Source organism: Streptomyces sp. NPDC006309 (assembly GCF_040613095.1).
Taxonomy (GTDB): Bacteria; Actinomycetota; Actinomycetes; order Streptomycetales; family Streptomycetaceae; genus Streptomyces.
In genome coordinates this window covers 24,796-48,202 of the sequence record NZ_JBEXRO010000024.1, presented here as the reverse complement: position 1 = coordinate 48,202, position 23,407 = coordinate 24,796, and the positions used below count along the sequence as shown (strand labels likewise).

Genomic DNA, 23,407 nt, shown 5'->3' with positions numbered 1-23,407 from the left:
GGCCTCGTCCGTCTTCTTGGTCTCACTCACAGCTTCGGCGCAATCTCTTCGGTCCAGATCCGCTGGCGGTCCTCGGCCGACAGGTGGCAGGCGGACCAGTGCCCGGCGTCCACCTGTGCCAGCTCGGGGCGCACCGTGCGGGTGACGTTCCCCTTGGGGATGTCCGCGTACGGGCAGCGCGGGTGGAAGGCGCAGCCCGAGGGGATGTTGATGAGGCTCGGCGGCTGGCCCTTGACCGGGATGAGCCGTTCGGAGGTCTCGCGGTCGATGCGGGGCATCGAGCCGAGCAGGCCCCAGGTGTAGGGGTGCTGCGGCTGCTCGAAGACCTCGTCGGCGGGACCGCGCTCGATGCACCGGCCGCCGTACATCACGAGGACGTCGTCGGCGATCTCGGCGACCACACCCAGGTCGTGGGTGATCATGATGACCGCGGAGCCGAACTCCTTCTGGAGGTCGCGGATCAGGTCGAGGATCTGCGCCTGGACGGTCACGTCGAGGGCGGTGGTCGGCTCGTCCGCGATGAGCAGCTCGGGGTTGTTCACCAGCGCCATGGCGATCATGGCGCGCTGGCGCATACCGCCGGAGAACTCGTGCGGGTAGCCGTCGACGCGCTTGGCGGGCTCGGGGATGCCGACGCGGTCGAGCATCTCGATCGCGCGTTTGCGGGCGACCTTCCTGCTGACGTCGTGGTGCACCCGGTAGGCCTCGACGATCTGGTCGCCGACCTTGTAGTACGGGTGCATCGCGGACAGCGGGTCCTGGAAGATCATCGCCATCTCCCGGCCGCGGAGCTTGCGCACCTCGTCCGGGGCGGCGGAGACCAGTTCCTTGCCGTCAAGCCAGATCTCGCCGGACATCTGCACGTTCTTGCCGCGCGCGCCGAGCCGGTGCAGGCCCATGACGGCGAGCGAGGTGACGGACTTGCCGGAGCCGGACTCGCCCACGATGGCGAGGGTCCGGCCCTTCTCCAGCGAGAAGCTGAGCCCGTCGACGGACTTGACCAGGCCGTCGTCGGTCGGGAAGTGCACCTTGAGGTCGCGGACCTCGAGGAAGGCTTCGGGTGCCTTGCCGGCGGTCGTGGGCTCGCCCACGGCGGCGCCGGTCTTGGAGAGTTCGGTCACGAGAGCCTCACCCGCGGGTCGGCGGCGGCGTACAGCACGTCCACCAGGAGATTTGCGATCACGACGAAGAAGGCGGCGAGCAGGGTCACGCCGAGGATCTTGGGCAGGTCGTTGTCGGTGATGCCCTGCACCGCGTACTGGCCGATGCCGGGCAGCGAGAAGACGCTCTCGGTGATCACGGCGCCGCCGAGCAGCAGACCGATGTCCATGCCGAAGACCGTGATGATCGGGGTGAGAGCGGCGCGCAGTCCGTGCCGGACGACGACGTTGCGCTCGCGCAGGCCCTTGGCGCGGGCCGTGCGGATGAAGTCCTCGTTCATCGTCTCCAGCATGCCCGAGCGGGTGAGCCGCGCGTAGATGGCGGAGTACAGCAGGGCGAGCGAACACCACGCGGGGAAGAGGGTGTTGGCCCACTGCGAGGGGTTGTCGGTGAACGGGACGTAGCTCTTGCCGAAGATCGGCCACTGGTACTCGAAGAGCAGGATCGCCAGGTTGCCGGTGAAGAACATGGGCAGCGAGACGCCGGTGAGCGCGATGCCCATGAAGCCCCGGTCGAGTACCGAGCGCGGCTTCAGCGCGGAGACGACACCGGCCACCACGCCGGAGACCAGCCACAGTACGGCGGCACCCGCGGCCAGCGAGAGGGTGATCGGAAGGCGTGAGGTGAGCTCCGGCCAGACCGCCTGGTGGTTCTTGAAGGAGTAGCCGAAGCAGGGCGCGTCGCAGTGCACCGTGGTGGGGCCGAGGTCGTAGGTGGCGCCGGCCACGATCCCCTTGATGAAGTGCCAGTACTGGACGTAGACAGGCTGGTCCAGACCGAGGTTGTGCTTGACGGCGGCGACGTCCGCCGGCGACGGGCTCTTGCCGATGTACTGCTGCGCCAGCTGGTCCGCTGTCTGGCCGACGAGCCGTGGCAGCAGGAAGAAGATGGCGAAGGTGACCGCGGAGACGACCAGCAGCAGGATCACTGCCGCGAACGTCCGGCGGAGGATGTACGAGATCACGGGGACCGGCGCTGGTGCCCGCGGGCCGCGAAGCCCGCGGGCACCAATGCCTTCACCTGCCTTCCGGGGCTGCTACTTCGACGCGACGCCGATGTTGAGGTAGTCGTACTGACCGCTGAAGGCCGCCGTGGAAACCAGGTTGGTGTAGTTCTGCGGGCGGCCCAGCAGGACCTTGAAGTAGGTCAGCGGGACCAGGACGGCGTCGTCCATGGTCTTCTTGTCGATCTGCGTGTAGATGCTGTTGCGCTTGTTGAGGTCCTGGGTGCCGATCGCCTTGCCCAGCATCTGGTTGACGGACTTGTCGTCGTACTGCGACAGGTTCGTGTTGCCCGACTGGCTGATCGCCTTGCCGTTCAGGATCTGCTGGAGGAAGCCGTAGCCGGAGGGCCAGTCCGCACCCCACTGCATCATGATCAGACCGAGGTTCTGCTTCTCCGAGAACTTCGGCACACCCACGTAGTCGGTGAAGTACTTGCCCGACGGGTACTGCTTCAGGGAGGCGTTGATGCCGACCTTCTTCAGCGAGGCGATGATCGCCGTGGCGGCGTCGATCTCCGGCTGGCGGTCGGAACGCGCGGCGATGTTCGTCGTGATCGACGACTTGCCGCAGGCCTTCAGCTGCTGCTTGGCCTTGGCGGCGTCACCCTTGTTGCCGTTGCTGGCGTAGACGTCCGACTTCTCGTAGCCCGGGATGTCCGGCGGCAGCACGGTGGAGGCGACGTCGCCGCGGACCGGGCCGCCCTCGGCGGTCTGCACCGAGACCTTGTCGATCGCGTACTGCACGGCCTTGCGGCACTCGGGCTTGTCGAACGGCGCGACCTTGGTGTTGATCGCCAGGTACACGAGACGGCCACCGTAGGTGTTGTCCGTGTTGGCCTTCTTGCCGGCGTCGGTGAGGACCTTGGCCTGGGTGGAGGCCTGGACACCGGTGCCGGCCAGGTCGATCGCGTCGCCGGCGAGGACGTCCTGGTCGATCGTCTCCGCGTTGACCTTCAGCTTGACGACGATCTTGTCCGGCAGCTGCTTGCGCAGCGGGTCCGTCTTCGGGTCCCAGTTCGGGTTGCGCACCAGCACGGCCTGCCGGCCGTCCTGGTAGCTCTGGAACTTGTACGAGCCCGAGGAGACGATGTGCTTGATGTAGTCGACGCCCGTGTCCTTCGCCTGCGGCACCGGGGCCGTCTGCGGGGCGGCGACCAGGTAGTCGAACTCCTGGAAGGCCTGCTTCAGGTGGAAGACGATGGTGGTGTCGTCCGGCGTCTGGATGGAGGACAGGCCCTTGGCGCTCTTGTCCTTGTACGGGCCCTTGTACTTGTCGCCGCCGGCCATGAACTGCTGGAAGTAGTTCGGGCCGAGGGAGAGCACGTCACGCGCGAAGTTGGAGCGCTCGACGGCGTACTTGACGTCCTTCGAGGTGATCGGCGAGCCGTCCTCGTACTTCAGGCCCGCGCGCAGCTTGTACGTCCAGGTCTTGCCGCCGTCGCTCGGCACGCCCTTGCTCGCCGCGAGGTCCGGGACGAGCGTGTTGCCCTTCTGGCCGGCACCCGGCTGGAAGGTCATCAGCGGACGGGCGTACAGCCGGCTGAGGTTGTACATGTACGCGTAGTACGTGTTGCCGGGGTCGAAGGAGTCCGGCACGTCGGACAGCTCGTAGGTGAGCGTGCCGCCCTTCTTGTCGGACGCGTTGACGACGCCCTTGGTCGCGGCATTGGCCCCGGCCGACTTGGTGCCGTTGTCGTTCTTGTTGTCATCGGCCTTGCTGCAACCCGCAAGAAGCAGGCTGGCGGAGCCGATGGCCGCGATCGCGGCCAGCGCTGACCTTCGCATGATGGGCGCTTTCCCCTCCATTGTTGACAAAACTTTCGGGCTCTTCGCGGCAGGCGTCAGCGGCTGCGCGGATCGAGAGCATCGCGGAGACCGTCGCCGAGCAGGTTGAACGCGAGGACGGTGACGAAGATGGCGAGTCCGGGGACGATCATGAACTGGGGGTCGACCTGGTAGTAGGTGACCGCCTCACGGAGCATGCCGCCCCAGGACGCCTGCGGGGGCTGGATGCCGACGCCGAGGAAGCTCAGGGACGCCTCGAAGAGGATGTTGGTCGGGATCAGCAGCGTCGAGTAGACGATGATCGGGCCGACCAGGTTGGGCATCAGCTCGCGGAACAGGATGTACGGGGCCTTGGCGCCCATGCCGCGGGAGGCGTCCACGAACTCGCGCTCCCGCAGGGCCAGTGTCTGGCCGCGCACGATCCGGCCCAGATAGGGCCAGTTGAAGAAGCCGATGACGAAGATGAGCACGCTCAGGTGGAGCGGCAGTCCGTTGAGGCCGAAGGCGCCGCCCTGGAGGGTGGCGGAGATGGCGATCGCGAAGAGCAGGAGGGGGAAGGCGAGGAAGGTGTCCATCAGCCGGCTGATGATCGAGTCGACCCGCCCGCCGTAGTAGCCCGCCACGACACCGAGGACCGCGCCGATCACGTTCGACAGGACGGTGGCGCCGAAGGCGACCACCAGCGACACCCAGGAGCCCTCCAGGACGCGGGTGGCGATGTCACGGCCGAACTTCGGGTCCACACCGAGCGGGTGATCCAGGCTCATGCCGCCCCAACTGCCCTTGGGCAGCGAGGTGTCGGGGGTGATCAGGTCCTGGTGGAAGGCGTTGGGGTCGAGCCCGAACACGGCCTGGAGGGGGCGCGAGAGAATCGCGACGAGGATCAGCAGGACCACGATGACGCCGCCCGCGACGGCGACCTTGTCCTTCTTGAACCGGGTCCAGGCGATCTGGCCCAGGGAACGACCCTCGATCTGCCCCTTTCCGGCACCCTCCAGCACAGCCTCCGGCTGTGCCTCGGCTGCCGCTCCGGTGGTCTCGATCGGTGCGGTCACGGTGAGCGACCCCTCTCGCCGGTGGTGACCGGCCTGCGCCTGCCGCGGATTGCGGCTTTGTCGACTTGCCATCGAGCGTGAGGCCTTGGCCTCACGTCTGAGTCGCGAGTCTTCAGCGTCGTTGTGATCACCCGCCAGAGTTGGCGGCGAAAGTATGCGCAACCGTGATGCAGTGCAGGGGATTCCGTTATCCGAACAGTGGGTAACGGCTCCCGGACAAGGTCCAGTTGGGGCAGAACGGCCTATTCGCCCGGAACGGGACGTACCGGCGATGTCTACGCGCGCAGAAGAAGCCCGCTGACGCGGACACCGTGGCCCCGCTCAAAGCCCTTGACATTGTCGCCCGTTGGTCAGTAGCCGCCGTGCGCGGGCGGGTAGCCGTAGCCGGTCGCCGGCGGAACCTGGAGCGGGGGCGGCGGGGCGGTGGCGTGCGCCTCGCGGTCGTAGAAGGGACGCGCGTTGGCCCGCATCCACATGACCACCGGGTCGTAGCCGTCGGTCATCACGACCGTCGAGACCGGCAGCCCCTCCGGGACCGCGCCGACCGACTGCTGCATCATCGCGCGCACCGAGTCGACCGCCGCCGGGGACGTGTCGTACACGTCCAGGCCGAGGGCGAGGTACGGCGCCCCGAGCGTGGGCTGCACCCAGGCCCGGCGCAGCGAGCGCAGCGCGGGGGTGCGGTGCGCGTTCTGCGCGAGCAGGGCGTAGAACTGCGGGATCTCGATGCCGGGTTCCGACAGGCGCAGGGGGCCGGCGGGCTGGCGGTCCAGGCCGGTGGCCATGCGGCGCAGGTCGAGCCAGGGGATGCCGACGCCGCCGCCCGGGGCGTGCGGATTGAGCCACAGACCGTAGTGGTCGGGGTAGAGGGTGCGGGCCACGTCGAGGCCGTCCACCACCTCGTAGGAGCGGTTCCAGCCACTGGCCGACAGTTCCTGGGCGGAGGTGACGCAGGGGGCGTAGTGGAAGCCGTCGACCTCCATGTCGCCGTACTGGGCGTCCGGGGAGCCGGCCTGGCCGTGCCACAGGAACATCCAGACCTGGCCGGAGGAGGGGGCGGCGAGGGCGCCCAGCAGGGCCTCGTAGGCGTCGTAACGTCCAGGCGTGACCTGGCGCAGCATGTGCTCGACGCTGCCGCTCGGGCTCGCGCTCACCTGTCTTACCGCCCCTTCTCGTGGAGTGACCCCGCATCGGGGGACAGCTTAAGCGCCCGGTGGCCCGGGGCCTCGTGGCCGTACGCGGGGGCGGGCGCGCGGTGGCGCGCCGCGCCCGGCACCACCACCGCGTGCCGGACCCGGCCCCTCGTCCCGGCGTGCCGGACCCGGCTCCGCGCCCCGGCGGCCCGGCCGCTAGTGGCCGAACCGGTAGAAGGGGCGGACGTTCGTCTTCAGCCAGTCGGCCACCGGGTCGTCGGTGACGTCCATGAGGACCAGATTGACCGGCCACTTCACCGGGACCCTGCCCAGGGCCCGGCCCAGGGCCTCCAGGGGCACGGTGCGCAGGTCGCCCTCGCACCGGGAGAGTTCCACGCCGACGAACATCACCGGTTCGGCCGTCTCGACGGCGGCCAGGCAGCGGCGGGCGGTCACCACGACGCCGGTGTCCGCGAACTCGGCGGAGGCGGCGGAGAGGAAGTCGACCGGATCGTCCTGCCAGTCGGGCTCGAAGAGGCGGACCCGGCCGCCGCTGCCGGGGCCGTCGAGCGGGGTGCGGCCCACCCGGCACAGTTCGGCCACGGCCTCGGGCGGCAGCGGGATGCCGACCACACCGCCCGGGTTCACGGCCAGGCCCGCCTGCGGCGGCAGGCCCCGGGCGAACTCCACGGCGGGGGCGACGGTGTACGGCATGTGGGAGCCGGCCGCCTGGCGGAACTGCTCCTCGGAGCTGAACACCGGCACGTACACCTGGCCCTCGATGTCGAGTGTGGGCAGGTCCAGCGGGCCGCTGTCCGGGCCGCCGCCGGCCGGCAGCGGGATCCACAGGAAGCTGCGGCCGAGGACCTCGATGATCCGGCCGCCCGCCGTGGGGACGCCGAGGGAGGCCGAGAGCACCTCCTCCAGCTCGTTGCCGGGCCAACCGCCGTGCGGGTGGGGGTGTGTCTGTGCCGGGAAGTCCGCGGGAAGGTCCGCCGGGAAGTCCATCTGCCTACCGCCTGCTGGGAACCACTGCTGTGAGACCGAAGGCTATCGGGTGGCTGTGACATCGCGGGTCCGCCGGGGATCCGTGCGCCGCGTCAGCGGGGGTCCGGGGCGGCGAAGTCCACGCGGTGCAGGGTGTCCGCGGCGGGCCGGTCCAGCAGCAGCGCCGAGCCGCAGCCCGTGGGCGGTTCGCCCCGCTCGACCGCGCGCAGCAGCCGGGCCGCGGTACGGCGGTGCCGGCGGAAGGCGTAGCGGGAGACGCCCCGGCCGCGCTCCCGCTGGCCCTCGCGGGCGGTCTCGGGGGCGACGTCGAGCACCAGCAGGTGCAGGGTGCCGCCGCGGCGGCGGGCCTCGCGGGCGAGCCAGCCGCGCACCCAGGGCTGGGTGCCGCAGTCGTGGACGACGACGCCGTCGCCGGTGCGCAGCGCGCGGCGCAGTCCCGCGTAGTGCGCGAGGCGGACCAGGGGGCGGTAGAGCGCGTACGGCAGGCAGCGGGGCAGGCGGGCCGCGAAGCGGTCGCGGGCGTCCTGGGAGTCGACGCGGTGGCCGGCGACCGCGCGCCGCATCAGCGTGGACTTGCCGCTGCCGGGCAGGCCGGTGATCACCACCACGTCCCGCGGCCCGAAGACGAGGGCGCGCGGGCTGCGGCCGGCGCGGTCGCGCAGGTCACGGACGGCCGGGGCCGGGCGCGCGGGGCGGCGTTCGCGGGCGGGGGCGGGGGCGGGGGCGGGGGCGGAGCGCTGCTCCGGCACCGCGAGGCCGGTGGCGGCGGCGGTGACGTACGCCGTGGTCCTGTTCACCGTGATGTCCTCCCCTGTGGGCTCGGTCATGTCCTGCCCTTTGAAGTTAAAGAGAAGGTAATGCCCGCGGGCCGGTGGTTCGGTGCGGGTCGTGCCACAGGTCGGTTACAGAAGCCGGGCTCGCATGCGATGATGTGCCCGCCAACTGCATACCGGCCGCTTGAATCCGCGCGGGAGAGTCCCCAGGTCCCTTCGGACCGTCTGGGGCGCCGAAGGAGCAAGTCCCTCCCTTGAATCTCTCAGGCCCCGTTACCGCGCGGGCGAGGCACATCTGAAAAGCGGGCCGCTGTGTCCAGTGGTCCCACCCAAGGTGCAAGCCGTGATCGTCCCCGTGGCGGTCGCGGCGAACCTCTCAGGTTCCGATGACAGATGGGGAGGAACGTTCCTCGCCCCGTCCGTATGCCCTGGGAGACGACCGACCGATGAGCAGCACCGAACTCCGCCACACCGCGCTGGATGCCGTGCATCGCGCGCTCGGCGCGACCATGACCGACTTCGCCGGCTGGGACATGCCCCTGCGCTACGGCTCCGAGCGCGACGAGCACCTCGCGGTGCGCACCCGGGCCGGCCTGTTCGACCTCTCCCACATGGGCGAGATCACCGTGACCGGCGCCGGGGCGGCCGCCCTCCTGAACTTCGCCCTGGTCGGCAACATCGCCTCCGTCGGCGTCGGCCGCGCCCGCTACACCATGATCTGCCGGGCCGACGGCGGCATCCTGGACGACCTCATCGTCTACCGGCTGGCCGAGACCGAGTACATGGTCGTGGCCAACGCCTCCAACGCCCAGGTGGTGCTGGACGCGCTGACCGAGCGGGCCGCCGGCTTCGACGCCGAGGTCCGCGACGACCGGGACGCCTACGCGCTGCTCGCCGTGCAGGGCCCGCAGTCCCCCGGCATCCTGAAGTCGCTCACCGACGCCGACCTGGACGGGCTGAAGTACTACGCCGGCCTGCCCGGCACCGTCGCCGGCGTCCCGGCGCTGATCGCCCGCACCGGCTACACCGGCGAGGACGGCTTCGAGCTGTTCGTTCGACCGGAGCACGCCGTGCGGCTGTGGCAGGCGCTGACCGAGGCCGGCGAGGGCGTCGGCCTGGTGCCGTGCGGGCTGTCCTGCCGGGACACCCTGCGCCTGGAGGCGGGCATGCCGCTGTACGGGCACGAGCTGACCACCGCGCTCACCCCCTTCGACGCCGGGCTCGGCCGGGTGGTCAAGTTCGAGAAGGAGGGGGACTTCGTCGGGCGTGAGGCGCTCGCCGCGGCCGCCTCCCGCGCCGAGGCGAGCGCGCCCCGGGTGCTCGTCGGCCTGGTCGCCGAGGGCCGCCGGGTGCCGCGCGCCGGGTTCGCCGTCGTCGCCGGCGGCCAGGTGATCGGCGAGGTCACCTCCGGCGCCCCCTCCCCCACCCTGGGCAAGCCGATCGCCATGGCGTACGTCGACGCGGCGTACGCGGCGCCGGGCACCGAGGGCGTCGGCGTGGACATCCGGGGCACCCACGAGCCGTACGAGGTCGTGGCGCTGCCGTTCTACAAGCGCCAGAAGTAGACACTGGGCGCTGCGGCGCTCCCGGCGTCCGCCCCGCGCCGCCGGACGTGACCCTGCGCACATTCCCCCTGCTCACCAGCAGGTCCTGCCGTCCCCCCTTCATCAGCACTCCCGCGCGTACAGGAGAATTCAGGCCATGAGCAACCCCCAGCAGCTGCGCTTCAGCAAGGAGCACGAGTGGCTGTCGACCGCCGAGGACGGCGTCGCGACGGTCGGCATCACCGAGTTCGCGGCCAACGCGCTCGGCGATGTGGTCTACGCCCAGCTCCCCGAGGTCGGCTCCACCGTCGAGGCGGGCGAGACCTGCGGTGAGCTGGAGTCGACGAAGTCGGTCTCCGACCTGTACTCGCCGGTCAGCGGTGAGGTCACCGAGATCAACGAGGACGTCGTCAACGACCCCTCGCTGGTGAACTCCGCGCCCTTCGAGGGCGGCTGGCTGTTCAAGGTACGTGTCACCGGGGAGCCGGCCGACCTGCTCTCCGCCGACGAGTACGCCGCCCACACCGCCGGCTGAGGAGTCGTAGCCCCATGACTGTCCTGAACACGTCCCTCCACGAGCTGGACCCGGAGATCGCCGCCGCGGTCGACGCGGAGCTGAACCGCCAGCAGTCCACGCTGGAGATGATCGCGTCCGAGAACTTCGCGCCGCTCGCGGTGATGGAGGCCCAGGGCTCGGTCCTGACCAACAAGTACGCCGAGGGCTACCCGGGCCGCCGCTACTACGGCGGCTGCGAGCACGTCGACGTCGCCGAGCAGATCGCCATCGACCGGGTCAAGGAGCTGTTCGGCGCCGAGTACGCCAACGTGCAGCCCCACTCCGGTGCCTCCGCGAACCAGGCGGCCCTGTTCGCCCTCGCCCGGCCCGGGGACACCATCCTCGGCCTGGACCTGGCGCACGGCGGCCACCTGACCCACGGGATGCGGCTGAACTTCTCCGGCAAGCAGTTCGACGTGGTCGCGTACCACGTGGACGTGGAGACCGGCCTGGTCGACATGGCCGAGGTCGAGCGGCTGGCCAAGGAGCACCGCCCCAAGGTGATCATCGCCGGCTGGTCGGCGTACCCGCGTCAGCTGGACTTCGCCGAGTTCCGCCGGATCGCCGACGAGGTCGAGGCGTACCTGTGGGTCGACATGGCGCACTTCGCGGGCCTGGTCGCCGCCGGTCTCCACCCGAACCCGGTGCCGTACGCGGACGTGGTCACCTCCACGACCCACAAGACCCTCGGCGGCCCGCGCGGCGGCATCATCCTCGCGAAGAAGGACTTCGCGAAGAAGCTGAACTCCTCCGTCTTCCCCGGCTTCCAGGGCGGCCCCCTGGAGCACGTGATCGCGGCGAAGGCGGTCTCCTTCAAGGTCGCCGCCTCGGAGGAGTTCGCGGAGCGCCAGCGGCGTACGGTGGAGGGTGCGCGCATCCTCGCCGAGCGGCTGACGGCGGCGGACGCCCGCGAGGCCGGCGTGAACGTCCTGTCCGGCGGCACCGACGTGCACCTGATCCTGGTGGACCTGCGTGCCTCGGAGCTGGACGGGCAGCAGGCCGAGGACCGGCTCCACGAGGTCGGCATCACGGTCAACCGCAACGCCGTCCCGGACGACCCGCGCCCGCCGATGGTCACCTCCGGCCTGCGGATCGGTACGCCCGCCCTCGCGACCCGCGGCTTCACGGCCGAGGACTTCGCCGAGGTCGCGGACGTGATCGCCGAGACGCTGAAGGCGTCCTACGACGCCGAGGCGCTCAAGGCCCGGGTGAAGGCCCTGGCCGACAAGCACCCGCTGTACCCGGGGCTGAACAAGTAAGTCACCTTTCGCCGGGCACCGCGCACACTGGAGGAACCGGAGGTGCGCGGTGCCCGCACCCTGTACCACCTTTTGCACCACCCCCCGCATTGAGGAGTCATCCGTGGCCATCTCGGTCTTCGACCTGTTCTCGATCGGCATCGGCCCGTCCAGCTCCCACACGGTCGGCCCGATGCGCGCGGCCGGCCTGTTCGCCCGCCGGCTGCGCAACGAGGAGCTGCTCGGCTCCGTCGCGGCCCTGCGCTGCGAGCTGTACGGCTCGCTCGGCGCGACCGGGCACGGCCACGGCACCCCGAAGGCGGTGCTGCTCGGCCTGGAGGGCGCCTCACCGCGCACGGTGGACGTGGAGACGGCCGACGAGCAGGTGGAGTCGATCAAACGGGCGGGACGGCTGAACCTCCTCGGCGAGCACGAGATCCCGTTCTCCTTCGACGACGACCTGGTCCTGCACCGCCGCAAGGCGCTGCCCTACCACGCCAACGGCATGACCATCTGGGCCTACGACGCCGACGGCGCCGAGGTGCTCTCCAAGACGTACTACTCCGTCGGCGGCGGCTTCGTGGTCGACGAGGACGCGGTGGGCGCGGACCGCATCAAGCTGGACGACACGGTCCTGAAGTACCCCTTCCGCACCGGTGACGAGCTGCTGCGCCGCACGAGCGAGACGGGCCTGTCCATCTCCTCGCTGATGCTGGAGAACGAGCGGGCCTGGCGCACCGAGGAGGAGATCCGCGAGGGCCTGCTGGAGATCTGGGGCGTGATGCGCGCGTGCGTGCAGCGCGGCATGTCCCGCGAGGGCATCCTGCCCGGCGGTCTCAAGGTCCGCCGCCGCGCGGCCGTCTCGGCCCGGCAGCTGCGCGCCGAGGGCGACCCGCTGGCGCACGCCATGGAGTGGATCACGCTCTACGCGATGGCCGTGAACGAGGAGAACGCCGCCGGCGGCCGGGTCGTCACCGCCCCGACCAACGGCGCGGCCGGCATCATCCCCGCGGTCCTGCACTACTACATCAACTTCGTCCCCGGGGCCGACGAGGACGGAGTCGTGCGGTTCCTGCTGGCGGCCGGCGCGATCGGCATGCTCTTCAAGGAGAACGCCTCCATCTCCGGCGCCGAGGTCGGCTGCCAGGGCGAGGTCGGCTCCGCCTGCTCCATGGCGGCCGGTGCCCTCGCCGAGGTGCTCGGCGGCTCCCCCGAGCAGGTCGAGAACGCGGCCGAGATCGGCATGGAGCACAACCTGGGCCTGACCTGCGACCCGGTCGGCGGCCTGGTGCAGATCCCGTGCATCGAGCGCAACGGCATGGCCGCGGTGAAGGCGGTCACGGCCGCGAAGATGGCGATGCGCGGCGACGGCTCCCACAAGGTGTCCCTGGACAAGGTCATCAAGACCATGAAGGAAACCGGCGCGGACATGAGCGTCAAGTACAAGGAGACGGCCCGGGGCGGACTGGCCGTGAACATCATCGAGTGCTGACCGGGCGGGCCCTGACCGGCGTGTTCCCGCCTTGCGCCCACTAACAAGAGTCTTGTTGCACTTGCCGCATGGCTACCTCCCCGGCTCCCGGCGAAGGGCCCGTCCGCCCGGTCTCCGTCTCGCTCCACGAAGGCACCGTCGCAGCCCTCAGAGCGCGCACGGGCGAACGAGGCATGTCCGCCTATGCCGAAGCCCTCATCCAGCGCCAGCTGGAGCGCGACCGGCTGCGCGAACTCATCAAGGACGCGGAAACCGAACACGGTCCTGTGGACCAGGCAGCGGTCGAGGCGAAGCGGGCCGTCCTGCGCGGTGACAACGCCAACTCGGCGGACGCCGCGTGAGCGGAACTCTCGTCCTGGACTGCGAGGGCTTGTCGAAACTCGTACTACGCGCACTCCGCCCACCGAAGCCGTCGCCCGCCACGCCAGCGAACTCCTCGCCGCAGCAGGACTGCACGGCCGCAAGTACGCCCTCGATGCGATCGTGGCCGCCACCGCGACGGCCTCCCCGTCCCCCGTCACGGTGCTGACGTCGGACCCGGAGGACCTCCTGACGCTGTGCGGCCCTGGCATCCGTGTGCCCCCCGTTCAGCCACAGGGTGAGAGGCAACCAGGCGTCCGTGCCATGCCGGCTGCGCGACGCCCTCCAAGCGTGAACCGGGCTGTTCCCCCAAGGGCTACCCCGAAGTAACCGCATTCCCCTACGATGCCGCCGACTCGGCGACCGCGAAGGGGAATTGACACATGCTCAGACTGAGACGGGCGGCGGCACTGCTGGGAGCCGTCGCTGCGCTGGTGGTGGCGCCGGGCAACGCGCACGCGGCGTCGCCCACGTTCTCCGCGACGACGGCCGTCGGCACGCACAACGCGTACGACAAGGCCAAGTACACGTACTTCGCACAGGCGTTGGACTCGGGCGCCTCGCTGCTGGAGCTGGACGTGTACGCGGACACCATCAGCCACCGCTGGCGGGTCAGCCACAGCAATCCGCTGGGCGACGACAACAACTGCGAGGCCGCGAAGACCCCGGCCGAGCTGTACGGCAAGAGCCGCAACCAGGACCTCGGCAGCTGCCTGGACAACATGGCCGCCTGGAACCAGCTGCACCCCGACCACCCGCCGATCGTCGTCAAGGTCGAGATGAAGGCCGGCTTCAACGACAAGTCGGGCCTCGGGCCGGACGAGTTCGACACGCTCGTCGCGCAGAAGCTCGGCAGCAGCGTGTACAAGCCGGCCACCCTGCTGGGCGGGACGTACGGCACGCTGGACGCCGCCGCGAAGGCCGACGCCTGGCCCACCCGTGACGCCCTCCGGGGCAAGTTCCTCTTCGAACTGATCCCGGGCACGGTGGAGCAGTCCAACCCGTTCGACACCTACTGGACGGACGAGGAGTACGGCGACCACCTGCGCGACCTGTCCGCGGCCGGGAACATCTCCGCGGCCCAGGCCTTCCCCGCCGTGCTCGGTGCCGCGGGCGGCGACCCGCGCACCAGCCGCTACGACGCCTCGATCCGGCCCTGGTTCGTGTTCTTCGACGGTGACGCGGCCACCTATGTCAACAACGGCTACGACACCTCGTTCTACTCCGCGAACCACTACATCCTGATCACGACGGACGCCCACAACGTCTCCCCCGCCATCTCCTCCACCACCCCGACGGACGCCGAAGTCACCGCCCGGCTCGCGCTGCTGGCCCAGCACCACGCGAGTCTGATCACCTCGGACTGGTCGGCGAAGTCGCCGGCCGTACTGAGTTCGGTGACGACCCGGGGCTGAGGTTCCGGCCACGGCCGCAGGGGGCACAACTCCCCCATGCTCCATGGCATCGATGTCAGCGCCTACCAGTCCTCCTCCTATGCCACGGACGGCCTCTCCTTCGTCTTCGTCAAGGCGACGGAGGGCCGTTCGTACGCCAGTCCCCGGCTCGCCGCGCAGACGAAGCGGGCCCGTGACGCCGGACTGGTCGTCGGTTTCTACCACTTCCTGTGGCCCGGCGACCTCACCGCCCAGGCCGACCACTTCCTCCGGCACGCCCCCGACCGGCCCGGCGACATCCTCGCCGTCGACTGGGAGACCACCGGCGACGGCACGCACGCGAGCAACGCGGAGAAGGACCGCTTCCTGCGCAGGCTCAAGGAACTGCGGCCGGACAACCGGGTCGTCCTGTACTGCAACCGCCACTTCTGGCTGACGGTCGACACCACCTCGTACGCGGGCGACGGGCTCTGGATCGCCGACTACGTCACGGCCGGCAAGCCCCGCGTGAAGGCCGACTGGCTGTTCCACCAGTACACCAGCGAGCCGCACGACAAGGACGTGGCCCGGTTCGCGCACAAGGGCGACCTGCGCGCCTGGGCCACGCCGTAGGGACCGTGCGCAGGCGTCAGCCCCGGAAGTCCGCCGGGCGCTCCGGGGACGCCTCGGCCAGGGCCTTGAGCACGGCCTCGGTGCCGGCGCGCAGGGTGTAGACCGGGGTGCCGGGCTGCTGGCGCCAGGAGTCGTCGATGCCGCCCGCGTCGACCGTGTCGAAGCCCAGCTCGCCGATCAGGTCACGCACGGTCCGCTTGGCGTCCTCGTCGTCGCCGGCGACCGGGAGTGCCATGCGCTCGGGGTCGCCGGCGGGACGGCCGCGGTCCAGGATGTCCTGCGCGTAGGTGCCGTTGAAGGCCTTGATCACCGGGTGGCCGAGGTGCCGCTCGGTCCAGCGGCTCTCGGTCAGGCCCTCGTCCTCGATGGCGGCGATCCGGCCGTCGCGCTGCTGCGGGTAGTAGTTGTTGGTGTCGATGACCGCGACGCCCTCGGCCGCGCCGTCCAGCAGGCCGGCGGGCAGGTCCGGGACCGCCTTCAGGGGGACGGTGACGACGACCACCTGAGCGCCCCTGGCGGCCTCCTCGGCCCGGACCGGGGTCGCGCCGGTCTCCCGCGCCAGGTCCTCGAGTGTCTCGGGGCCGCGGGAGTTGGCCACGGAGACGTCGTGGCCGAGGGCGGTGAGCCGCCGGGTGAGGTTGCCGCCGATGTTGCCCGCGCCGATGATGCCGATCTTCATGACGTGCCCTTCCGGGGGAGTCGATGCATGTGCATGCGTTGTGTCGATCGACAACCGTGCGGGGCCGCGGGCTATTCCACCGCCGCGGCGACCGGGTGAACGCTCACGGCCGTACGACGGTCTTCCCCGCCCAGATCCCGGAAGCGGGGTGCCCGGTTCCCGTGGGACGGGCACCCCCTGCCGGCGTCACTTGCTCAGGTAGGCCCAGAACTCGTCGAACGACAGCACCTTGTCGCCGTTGAGGTCACGGGTGCGGATGATGGCCTCCGCCACCGTCTCGGTGACGTTCCAGTCACCCTGCTGGGCCAGGGCGGACTTGAACTCCGCGGCGGTGATGAATCCGTCGCCGTCCCCGTCGATCCGCTGGAACTGCTTGCGTGCTTCCTCGATGTCCGCCACCGATCCGCCCCTTTTTGCTCGTGTGTCACATGCCGTACCGGCGTTCTGTCGCTGGTCAGATTAACGGCCCCCCGGAACGCGGAGTGCGGCGCCCACCCGGGCGCCGTCGCCGCCGACGGCGTCCGCGAGTCAGGTCGTACGGTGGGCGGAGACCGAAAGGGGTGGCCTTGGAGACCTTGCGGGACGTTCTCGGCGCGGCGGCGGCCGGTGTCTTCCCGCCGCCCGACGGCGGTACGACGGTCCTGCCGCAGGCGTCACCGCGGGACGCGGGGGTGCTGTCGTTCACCGCGCACGCGGTCGTCTTCACGGACGAGGACCCGGCGTGGGTGGCGCGGACACTGGGCGCACTGGACTGCGATCCCCTGGCGGCGCCGATGCACCCCCGCTTCCTGGCCGCCCTCATGGACCGGACGGGGCGGCGGGCCGAGACGGTCGACGCGCTGCTGGTGGGCTCCCCGCTGCCGGGGGGAGCGCCGCTCGCGCTGCGGGAGATCCGGGACGCCGGCCATCCCCGGATCCGGTACGCCCGGGGGCGCCGGGACGGGGTGCGCGCCTGGACCGCCGAGGGTGGGGTGCTGGTCATGGGGCGCGGGGTCGCCGGCCGCCTCGAGGTGTCGGTCGAGGTGGCCGGGGACGTACGCCACCGGGGGCTGGGCCGGCTGCTGGTGACCGCCGCCCGGCACCTGGTCACGGAGCCGCTGTGGGCGCAGGTGACCCCGGGCAACGCCCGCAGCCTGCGGGCGTTCCTGGCGGCCGGTTACCGCCCGGTGGGCGCGGAGGCGCTGCTGCTCGCCCCGGAGGGCTGAGCGGGGGTCAGCGGAAGATGCCGGTGTGACCGAGGGAGTAGCGGCCCGGCTGGGGGTAGACGGCGAGGCCGTGGGGGCCGCTGCCGACCTTGATGCGGGCCCGTTCGGTGCCGGTGCGGGTGTCGATGGCGTAGACCTCGGCGTTGTAGCGGCCGGACAGCCACAGGACCTTGCCGTCGGCGGAGACGCCGCCCATGTCGGGGCTGCCGCCGCCGGGCAGGTCCCATTTCTTGGTGAGGCGGTCGCGGGTGAAGTCGAAGATCGAGATGGTGCCCTCGCCGCGGTTGGAGATGTACATCTCCCGCGAGTCCCGGCTGATGTAGAGGCCGTGGGCGCCCTTGCCGGTGGCGAGGAAGCGGGGCCGGGTGAACTTGTCGCCGTCGAGGATCCACAGGCCGTTGGCCATCATGTCGGCGATGTAGAACAGCTTGCCGTCCGGGGAGATCTTCACGTCCTGCGGCATGGCGCCGTGGAACGGCAGTTTCTCCTGGGCCACGACCTTCATCCGGGCGGTGTCGACCTTCAGCAGTTCGCCGCTGAACTCGCAGGAGACGATGAAGTAGCGGCCGTCGGCGGAGAAGTCGGCGTGGTTGACGCCGTGGCAGCTGACCGGGACGGACTTGACGACCTTCATGGTGTGCGCGTCGCGGAAGACCAGCCGGCGGTCCATGGAGGCCATGACCACGGCGTACTTCCCGTCGGGCGTGAAGTACAGGTTGTAAGGGTCGTGCACGTCGACCGGTTCGCCGGCCTTGCCGGTCCTGGGGTCGATGGGGGTGAGGCTGTTGCCGAGGTCGTTGTTGACCCAGAGGGTCTTCAGGTCCCAGGACGGTACGACGTGCTGGGGCTGGCGGCCGACCGGGATGGTGCGGATGACCCGGTAGGTCGCGGGGTCGATGACGCTGACGGTGTCGGAGTTGGTGTTGGGGACGTACACGCGGGACGGGAAGCCCCGGACCACGGGTGAGAGCCGGCCGGGCCGGTCGGCGGCGTACAGGTCGGCCGGGTCCTCCACCGGCGGCATTCCGGGCAGCACGTTCACCCGGGGCTGCCTGCGCGCCTCCGGCTGGACCGGGGCCTTGCTGACGGGGGCCGCGTGGGACCCGGTCCCGCCGTCGCACGCGGAGAGCAGGGTCAGGGCGGTGACGGCGGCACCGGCGGCCAGCAGGCGGGCGGCTTTCGTGGTTCGCATCAGCTCAGCAGCTCCGTGGTGGTGACCGCGCGCAGTCCGCGGCGGCCGAGTTCGGTCAGGAGGTCGGGGAGGGCGGCGACCGTGTCCGGATATCCGAGGTGCAGGCTCACCACCGAGCCGTTGCGCACGGTGTCGAGGACGGTGCGGGTGACGGCGGCGGCGCCGGGGCGGGTGTAGTCGAGCGAGTCGACGTCGTACGACAGCACGTGCGGGTAGCCCGCGGCGTGGGCCAGCCGGGTGACGAGCGGGGTGGCGGTGGGGGCGCGGGAGGGGCGGAACCAGGTGCCGATGGAGCCGGTGAGCCGCCGCAGCCGTTCGGCGCAGTCGGTGATCTCCCGGCGGGCGTCGGCCTCGGGCATCGCGTTGACGGAGATGTGCCGCTGGGTGTGGTTGCCGAGGTCGTGGCCCCCGTCGAGGATGCGGTGGGCGAGGTCCGGGTGCTCGTCCAGCCAGGTGCCGACGGCGAGCACGGTGAGCCGGGCGCCGCGCCGCTCGGCCTCGGTGAACAGGGAGTGGGCGAGGGCGGGGTCGCCCTGGCCGTGGAAGGTGAGGGCCACCTGGGGGCGGGTGCGCGGGCCGTGGGTGATCTGGGCGGGCAGGCCGGGGTAGGCGCGGGGGGCGGGGGCCGTCGCGGGGCGCGCGGCCGGGGCGGCGGTCGTCGGGGAGGCGGAGGCCGGGGCGGGGGGCGGGGCGGTCCGGCCGGTGCCGCAACCGGCGGCGAACGCGCCGCCGGCGACGAGCCCCGCGCTCGCGCGCAGCACTCCGCGTCGGTTGGTGGAGGTCACTCGCACCATTTAAGGCGTGATCGCTGGAAAAACGGCCGATTAGCCCGATCGGGGGGCGATTTCGGGTCGCGGCGCCGGGAGCGGTGTCAGCGGTCGGTGACCCGCATCTCGAACCAGGTCGTCTTGCCGCGCGGCAGCAGGTCGACACCCCAGCGGTCGGAGAGTTTGTCCACGAGGAACAGCCCGCGTCCGCTGACGTCCAGTTCCTGGACCGGCATCAGACAGGGCAGCCCGCGCGAGGGATCGCGGACCTCCACCCGGACCCAGCCGGGGCGGCGGCGCATCCGCAGGCCGAAGACGCGGGCGCCGGTGTGCCGTACGGCGTTGCCGACGAGTTCGGAGACGAGCAGGACGGCGTCCTCGGCCAGCTTCGGGGTGAGCCGCCAGGTGCGCAGGACGACGACCTGGGCGAGGCGGCGGGCGGTGGCCGCGGATTCGGGGCGGGACGGCAGCGGCACTTCCGCCTCCGTGGGGTTTCCGAACAGTTCGAGCGCCTTGAGCGCCTGTTCGTCCTCGACCGCGGGCGACCAGCGTGCCGCGGCTGTGCGGCCTTGTCCCCGCGGCTGCTCGATGCCCTCCAGCCCCGCCATGCCCCCATGATGGCCGTCCGGCGTGCCCTTGGGGGCCGTTCCGGAGGAATACGCCCCCCGCACGCCCCCGTTCCAACCCGTGCGACCGGCATATGCCTTCGGCACGGCAGCCTCCGGAACAACCTGTCCGACCTGCGGCGACGGCTCGCAACCGGGCAATCGTCGGGCTCCCTCGACGCGACAGACTTAAGGTTGCCTTAAGGCTCCCATAAACCGCCCCATCGAGGGACCCCAACCGGACTGTACGTCAACTGCGCCGTCCCCCGCGGGAGTTACGCAGCGGATCGGGCCGCTGACGCCTAGCGGAACTTGGCCTTGCCCGGCCCCTCCTCCACGAAGCTGCGCATGCCGCGCTCGCGGTCCTCGGTGGCGAACAGCCCCGCGAACCAGTTCCGTTCCACGGCCAGCCCGGTGTCGATGTCGGTCTCCAGGCCGGTGTCGACGGACTCCTTGGCCGCGCGCAGCGCGATCGCCGGTCCCTTGGCGAGCCCGGCGGCCCAGGCGTGCGCCTGCTCGTACACCTCGGCGGCCGGCACGACCCGGTCCACCAGGCCGATCGCGAGGGCCTCCTCGGCCCGCACCTGACGGCCCGTGAAGATCAGGTCCTTGGCCCGGGAGGGGCCGACCAGCCGGGCCAGCCGCTGGGTGCCGCCCGCGCCCGGGATCAGGCCGAGCAGGATCTCGGGCTGGCCGAGCTTGGCGTTGTCGGCGGCGACGCGGTAGTCGGCGCACAGCGCCAGTTCGCAGCCGCCGCCGAGCGCGTAACCGGTGACGGCGGCGACGACGGGCTTGGGGATGCGGGCCACTGCGGTGAAGGAGTCCTGGAGGGCGCGGGCCCGCAGGACCATCCCCGCGTGGTCCATGTTCTGCATCTCCTTGATGTCCGCGCCCGCCGCGAACACCCGCTCGCCGCCGTAGATCACCACGGCGCGCACGTCGTCGCGGCGCGTGGCCTCCTCGGCGAGTTCCTTCAGCCGGTCCTGGGTGGCGATGTCCAGCGCGTTCATCGGCGGCCGGTCCAGACGCAGCGTGCCGACGCCTTCGGCGACTTCGAGAGAGACGGTCATGCAGGCAGGTTAACGGCCACTAACGCCGGACGGCCCGGTGCCGTAGGTCACAGCACCGGGCCGGTGGGGCGGGTGGGCTCACTTCTTCCAGTCGGCCCAGGACATGTTCCAGCCGTTCAGGCCGTTGGCCGGGTCCACCGTGCGGTCGTGGGAGTTCTTCACGACCACCACGTCACCGATCATCGAGTGGCTGAAGAACCAGGCCGCCGGGACGGAGCCGTCGGAGCCGCCGCGCACGTCGCGCAGGCCCACGCAGCCGTGGCTGGCGTTGTAGTGGCCGAAGGCGCCGCCGCCCCAGTAGTTGCCGTGGATGAAGGTGCCGGAGGTGGTGAGGCGGATGGCGTGCGGGACGTCCTTGATGTCGTACTCGCCGCCGTAGCCGACGGTCTCCCCGTTCATCCGGGTCACGGAGAGCTTCTCGCTCATCACCATCCGGCCGTTCCAGGTCTCGTACCCGGCCTTGCCGGTCGTGACGGGGAGTGTCCTGAGGGTCCTGCCGTCCTGGGTGACCCGCATCGTGTGCTTCTTGGCGTCCACGACGGAGACCTGGTTGCGGCCGATGGTGAACTTCACGGTCCTGTGCTGCTTGCCGTAGACACCGGCGCGGCCCTCGACGCCGTCCAGGTCGAGGTCGACGGTGACCTTGGTGCCGCTCTTCCAGTACGTCTCGGGGCGGAAGTCCAGGCGGTCGTTGCCGAACCAGTGGCCCTCGACGTCGACGGCCGGCTCGGTCCTGATCCGGACGGCCTTCTCGACCGCGGCGGGCCGGGTGATGCCCCGGGTGAAGCGTATGGAGAACGGCATTCCGACGCCGACGGTGGAGCCGTCCTCGGGGGTGAAGTAGCCGACGAAGGTGTTCTTCGGGGTGAGGGTGGTGAAGGTGGCGTCCTCGGCGGCCTCGCGGCCCTCGGAGTCCTTGGCGACCGCGTGCACGGTGTACTTGGTGGCCGCGGCCAGATGGGTGGACGGGGTCCATGAGGCGCCGCCCCCGGTGATGGCCCCGGCTATCTCGCCGCCCTTGGCGTCCTTGACGGTGACCCGGGTCAGTGTGCCCTTGGCGACGCCGACCTTCAGCGCGCCGCTGGTGTCGACACCGGTGGCACCGGACCTGGGGGCGATGCTGACGGCGGCCGTGGACTGCGCGCCCCGTCCGCTGCCCCGGTCCTTGCCCTTTCCGTTCCCGGAACCGGAGTCCCCTCCTCCGCCGCACGCGGCGAGCGACAGCACCAGGGCGCCGGCTATGAGTGCCAGCCCCCCACGACCCCGCCGCCCCCGAGCCGACGCCCCCGTCACAGGCCGCACGTCCACCTTGTTCTCCCCTCGCCGGACCTGCTCAGGCCCGCTCCCCACCACATCGGTGCGCGCATATTAACCGCCTGGTTTTCAGCGCGGTGTCAGGCAGATGTCACCGTTCCGTCGCAACTCGCACCCGGCACCCCGCCGCAACCCCGACCCCCACCGGTTACTTCACCGCGCTGCCCGCTTTCCACTCCTTCCAGCCCATGTTCCACCCGCCGAGGCCGTTGTCGGGCGCGACCGTCCTGTCCTTGCTGTGCACGACCTCGATGACGTCCCCGACGAGACTGCGGTCGAAGAACCAGCCGGCCGGGGTGTCCGAGCTGCCGCCCTTGACGTCCACCAGCCCCACACAGCCATGGCTGACGTTGGCCTCTCCCGGGGCGTCCGTGGCCCAGTAGTTGCCGTGCAGGAAGGTGCCGGAGTCGGTGAGCTTCATGGCGTGCGGGACGTCCGGGATGTCGTACTCGCCGCCGAAGCCGACCGTGCGGCTGTTCATGCGGGTCACCTCCAGCATGTCCATCACCACCATCTTCCCGTTGTACGTCGGGTGTTTCGGGGCGCCCGCGGTGATGGGGACGGTGGCCAGGAGCTGTCCGTCGCGCCGTACGTCCATGGTGTGCTTCGCGGCGTCGACCAGGGAGACCTGGCTGCGGCCGACGGTGAACGCGAACGTCCGGTCCTGGAGCCCGTAGACGCCGGGCGCACCCTGCACGTCCCGCAGGTGCAGGTCGACGGTGACCTCGGTGCCGGGTTTCCAGTAGCGCTCGGGACGGAAGTCCAGGCGGTTCCCGCCGAACCAGTGCGGCCGGATCTCGGCCGGGGGCCGGGCGCTGACGCGGACGGCGCGTTCGACGGCGGCCCGGTCGGCGATGTCCCGGCTGAAGGAGAGGGAGACGATCATGCCGGTGCCCACGGTGGCGCGGTTCTCGGGGGTGACGTAGGCGATGAACCGCTCGTCGGGGACGTAGGTGGTGAAGGTGGTGTGCCGGGCGGCGCGGCGGCCGTGGGAGTCCAGCGCGACCGCGTCCACGGTGTACCGGGCGGCGAGCGCCAGCCGGTCCTCGTCGGGCCGCCAGGTCAGCCCGTCGTCGCTGACGCGCCCCGGGACCGGCGAACTCTGCGCGTCCTGCTCCCTGACCACCGTCACCTTCTCCAGGCGTCCGCCGGGCACCCGCACCCGCAGCCGCTCACCGGGGCGCACGGCCTTGCCGCCGTCGCCGGGGGTGACCTTGATGACGTCCTCGACGGCCGGGGGTCTGCCCGGGCCCCCGCCCATGCCCAGCGGCCCGGAGCCGTCCGAGGAGCAGCCCGACAGCAGCCCCGCCCATGTCAGTACGGTGGCCAGCGCGGCCCCCACGCGCCGTGCGCGTCGTTGTACGTGCCTCACACGACTCCCAACGACGGGGCCGCCCCGGGGAAACGTGAGTGCGAGCCACGCACTGGGCAGAACAGAGGGAAGGACGACACGTGGGGGTG

At 71.0% G+C, this 23,407-nt stretch carries 23 protein-coding genes and 1 riboswitch; of the genes, 8 read left to right on the top strand and 15 right to left on the bottom strand.

All coding sequences use genetic code 11. The features are described from left to right. Positions 1-26 precede the first annotated feature (26 nt). The 7 genes from ABZ117_RS26735 to ABZ117_RS26705 all read right to left on the bottom strand — a co-directional run bounded on the left by ABZ117_RS26735 (position 27) and on the right by ABZ117_RS26705 (position 7,942). Positions 27-1,121 carry an ABC transporter ATP-binding protein gene (locus ABZ117_RS26735; protein ID WP_356824341.1) on the bottom strand — a complete coding sequence of 365 codons (1,095 nt, stop codon included), beginning with the start codon at positions 1,119-1,121 and terminating at the stop codon, positions 27-29. Then, complete coding sequence (locus ABZ117_RS26730) at positions 1,118-2,125, bottom strand: ABC transporter permease (protein WP_356824340.1); 1,008 nt, start codon at positions 2,123-2,125, stop codon at positions 1,118-1,120. The genes ABZ117_RS26735 and ABZ117_RS26730 overlap by 4 nt, the downstream gene beginning before the upstream one ends. 72 nt (positions 2,126-2,197) lie before the next feature. After that, on the bottom strand, positions 2,198-3,970 hold the full coding sequence (locus ABZ117_RS26725; protein WP_356824339.1) for an ABC transporter substrate-binding protein: 1,773 nt from the start codon (positions 3,968-3,970) through the stop codon (positions 2,198-2,200). Positions 3,971-4,005: 35 nt separating this feature from the next. Further along, positions 4,006-5,004, bottom strand: a complete 999-nt coding sequence (locus ABZ117_RS26720; RefSeq protein ID WP_356824338.1) for an ABC transporter permease — start codon at positions 5,002-5,004, stop codon at positions 4,006-4,008. Positions 5,005-5,354: 350 nt separating this feature from the next. Continuing rightward, complete coding sequence (locus tag ABZ117_RS26715; RefSeq protein WP_356824337.1) at positions 5,355-6,158, bottom strand: enhanced serine sensitivity protein SseB C-terminal domain-containing protein; 804 nt, start codon at positions 6,156-6,158, stop codon at positions 5,355-5,357. Positions 6,159-6,353: 195 nt separating this feature from the next. Continuing rightward, positions 6,354-7,145, bottom strand: a complete 792-nt coding sequence (locus ABZ117_RS26710) for an enhanced serine sensitivity protein SseB (protein ID WP_356824336.1) — start codon at positions 7,143-7,145, stop codon at positions 6,354-6,356. A gap of 92 nt (positions 7,146-7,237) precedes the next feature. Next, the gene (locus ABZ117_RS26705) at positions 7,238-7,942 is read right to left on the bottom strand and encodes an AAA family ATPase (protein WP_356824403.1); all 705 of its coding nucleotides are present in this window, start codon (positions 7,940-7,942) and stop codon (positions 7,238-7,240) included. A gap of 161 nt (positions 7,943-8,103) precedes the next feature. Continuing rightward, positions 8,104-8,207, top strand: a riboswitch (glycine riboswitch). Positions 8,208-8,364: 157 nt separating this feature from the next. Here ABZ117_RS26705 and gcvT point away from each other — a divergent pair. The 7 genes from gcvT to ABZ117_RS26670 all read left to right on the top strand — a co-directional run bounded on the left by gcvT (position 8,365) and on the right by ABZ117_RS26670 (position 15,114). Next, positions 8,365-9,483, top strand: coding sequence for a glycine cleavage system aminomethyltransferase GcvT (gene gcvT, locus ABZ117_RS26700; protein WP_356824335.1), 1,119 nt, complete (start codon positions 8,365-8,367; stop codon positions 9,481-9,483). A gap of 136 nt (positions 9,484-9,619) precedes the next feature. Beyond that, entirely contained in the window at positions 9,620-9,997 is a 378-nt protein-coding gene (gene gcvH, locus ABZ117_RS26695; protein WP_356824334.1) for a glycine cleavage system protein GcvH, read from the top strand. Between the two features lie 14 nt (positions 9,998-10,011). Continuing rightward, on the top strand, positions 10,012-11,277 hold the full coding sequence (glyA, locus tag ABZ117_RS26690) for a serine hydroxymethyltransferase (protein ID WP_356824333.1): 1,266 nt from the start codon (positions 10,012-10,014) through the stop codon (positions 11,275-11,277). A gap of 103 nt (positions 11,278-11,380) precedes the next feature. After that, positions 11,381-12,748, top strand: a complete 1,368-nt coding sequence (locus ABZ117_RS26685; protein WP_356824332.1) for an L-serine ammonia-lyase — start codon at positions 11,381-11,383, stop codon at positions 12,746-12,748. 68 nt (positions 12,749-12,816) lie between these two features. Further along, positions 12,817-13,089 (top strand): hypothetical protein, encoded by a 273-nt coding sequence (locus ABZ117_RS26680; RefSeq protein ID WP_356824331.1) that lies wholly within the window; start codon positions 12,817-12,819, stop codon positions 13,087-13,089. Between the two features lie 402 nt (positions 13,090-13,491). Then, entirely contained in the window at positions 13,492-14,523 is a 1,032-nt protein-coding gene (locus tag ABZ117_RS26675) for a phosphatidylinositol-specific phospholipase C domain-containing protein (RefSeq protein WP_356824330.1), read from the top strand. A gap of 36 nt (positions 14,524-14,559) precedes the next feature. Beyond that, positions 14,560-15,114 (top strand): glycoside hydrolase family 25 protein, encoded by a 555-nt coding sequence (locus ABZ117_RS26670; RefSeq protein ID WP_356824329.1) that lies wholly within the window; start codon positions 14,560-14,562, stop codon positions 15,112-15,114. Between the two features lie 16 nt (positions 15,115-15,130). Here the strand turns inward: ABZ117_RS26670 and ABZ117_RS26665 are convergent, their stop codons facing one another. Then, positions 15,131-15,793 carry an NAD(P)-binding domain-containing protein gene (locus ABZ117_RS26665; protein ID WP_356824328.1) on the bottom strand — a complete coding sequence of 221 codons (663 nt, stop codon included), beginning with the start codon at positions 15,791-15,793 and terminating at the stop codon, positions 15,131-15,133. Positions 15,794-15,979: 186 nt separating this feature from the next. Then, positions 15,980-16,192 (bottom strand): EF-hand domain-containing protein, encoded by a 213-nt coding sequence (locus ABZ117_RS26660; RefSeq protein ID WP_356824327.1) that lies wholly within the window; start codon positions 16,190-16,192, stop codon positions 15,980-15,982. 167 nt (positions 16,193-16,359) lie between these two features. Between ABZ117_RS26660 and ABZ117_RS26655 the strand changes: the two genes are divergently transcribed. Continuing rightward, the gene (locus ABZ117_RS26655; RefSeq protein WP_356824326.1) at positions 16,360-16,998 is read left to right on the top strand and encodes a GNAT family N-acetyltransferase; all 639 of its coding nucleotides are present in this window, start codon (positions 16,360-16,362) and stop codon (positions 16,996-16,998) included. 7 nt (positions 16,999-17,005) lie between these two features. Here the strand turns inward: ABZ117_RS26655 and ABZ117_RS26650 are convergent, their stop codons facing one another. The 6 genes from ABZ117_RS26650 to ABZ117_RS26625 form a co-directional block, all read right to left on the bottom strand. Further along, complete coding sequence (locus ABZ117_RS26650) at positions 17,006-18,190, bottom strand: hypothetical protein (protein WP_356824325.1); 1,185 nt, start codon at positions 18,188-18,190, stop codon at positions 17,006-17,008. Next, positions 18,190-18,984: a polysaccharide deacetylase family protein gene (locus tag ABZ117_RS26645; protein ID WP_356824324.1), complete on the bottom strand. Its 795-nt coding sequence runs from the start codon at positions 18,982-18,984 to the stop codon at positions 18,190-18,192. Before ABZ117_RS26645 ends, ABZ117_RS26650 begins: the two co-directional genes overlap by 1 nt. A 77-nt stretch (positions 18,985-19,061) precedes the next feature. Beyond that, complete coding sequence (locus ABZ117_RS26640) at positions 19,062-19,670, bottom strand: ATP-binding protein (protein WP_356824323.1); 609 nt, start codon at positions 19,668-19,670, stop codon at positions 19,062-19,064. Positions 19,671-19,864: 194 nt separating this feature from the next. Then, positions 19,865-20,632, bottom strand: a complete 768-nt coding sequence (locus ABZ117_RS26635) for an enoyl-CoA hydratase/isomerase family protein (RefSeq protein WP_356824322.1) — start codon at positions 20,630-20,632, stop codon at positions 19,865-19,867. A gap of 78 nt (positions 20,633-20,710) precedes the next feature. Then, entirely contained in the window at positions 20,711-21,934 is a 1,224-nt protein-coding gene (locus ABZ117_RS26630) for an Ig-like domain-containing protein (RefSeq protein ID WP_356824402.1), read from the bottom strand. A gap of 160 nt (positions 21,935-22,094) precedes the next feature. Further along, the gene (locus ABZ117_RS26625) at positions 22,095-23,318 is read right to left on the bottom strand and encodes an Ig-like domain-containing protein (protein ID WP_356824321.1); all 1,224 of its coding nucleotides are present in this window, start codon (positions 23,316-23,318) and stop codon (positions 22,095-22,097) included. Positions 23,319-23,407: the final 89 nt, after the last annotated feature.

What these genes read in the sequence shown, in the direction of transcription:
- ABZ117_RS26725 (WP_356824339.1), bottom strand. Translation starts at nt 3,970, where the DNA reads ATGGAGGGGAAAGCGCCCATCATGCGAAGGTCAGCGCTGGCCGCGATC.
- ABZ117_RS26710 (WP_356824336.1), bottom strand. Translation starts at nt 7,145, where the DNA reads ATGGACTTCCCGGCGGACCTTCCCGCGGACTTCCCGGCACAGACACAC.
- gcvT (WP_356824335.1), top strand. Translation starts at nt 8,365, where the DNA reads ATGAGCAGCACCGAACTCCGCCACACCGCGCTGGATGCCGTGCATCGC.
- gcvH (WP_356824334.1), top strand. Translation starts at nt 9,620, where the DNA reads ATGAGCAACCCCCAGCAGCTGCGCTTCAGCAAGGAGCACGAGTGGCTG.
- glyA (WP_356824333.1), top strand. Translation starts at nt 10,012, where the DNA reads ATGACTGTCCTGAACACGTCCCTCCACGAGCTGGACCCGGAGATCGCC.
- ABZ117_RS26680 (WP_356824331.1), top strand. Translation starts at nt 12,817, where the DNA reads ATGGCTACCTCCCCGGCTCCCGGCGAAGGGCCCGTCCGCCCGGTCTCC.
- ABZ117_RS26675 (WP_356824330.1), top strand. Translation starts at nt 13,492, where the DNA reads ATGCTCAGACTGAGACGGGCGGCGGCACTGCTGGGAGCCGTCGCTGCG.
- ABZ117_RS26670 (WP_356824329.1), top strand. Translation starts at nt 14,560, where the DNA reads ATGCTCCATGGCATCGATGTCAGCGCCTACCAGTCCTCCTCCTATGCC.
- ABZ117_RS26665 (WP_356824328.1), bottom strand. Translation starts at nt 15,793, where the DNA reads ATGAAGATCGGCATCATCGGCGCGGGCAACATCGGCGGCAACCTCACC.
- ABZ117_RS26650 (WP_356824325.1), bottom strand. Translation starts at nt 18,190, where the DNA reads ATGCGAACCACGAAAGCCGCCCGCCTGCTGGCCGCCGGTGCCGCCGTC.
- ABZ117_RS26645 (WP_356824324.1), bottom strand. Translation starts at nt 18,984, where the DNA reads ATGGTGCGAGTGACCTCCACCAACCGACGCGGAGTGCTGCGCGCGAGC.
- ABZ117_RS26635 (WP_356824322.1), bottom strand. Translation starts at nt 20,632, where the DNA reads ATGACCGTCTCTCTCGAAGTCGCCGAAGGCGTCGGCACGCTGCGTCTG.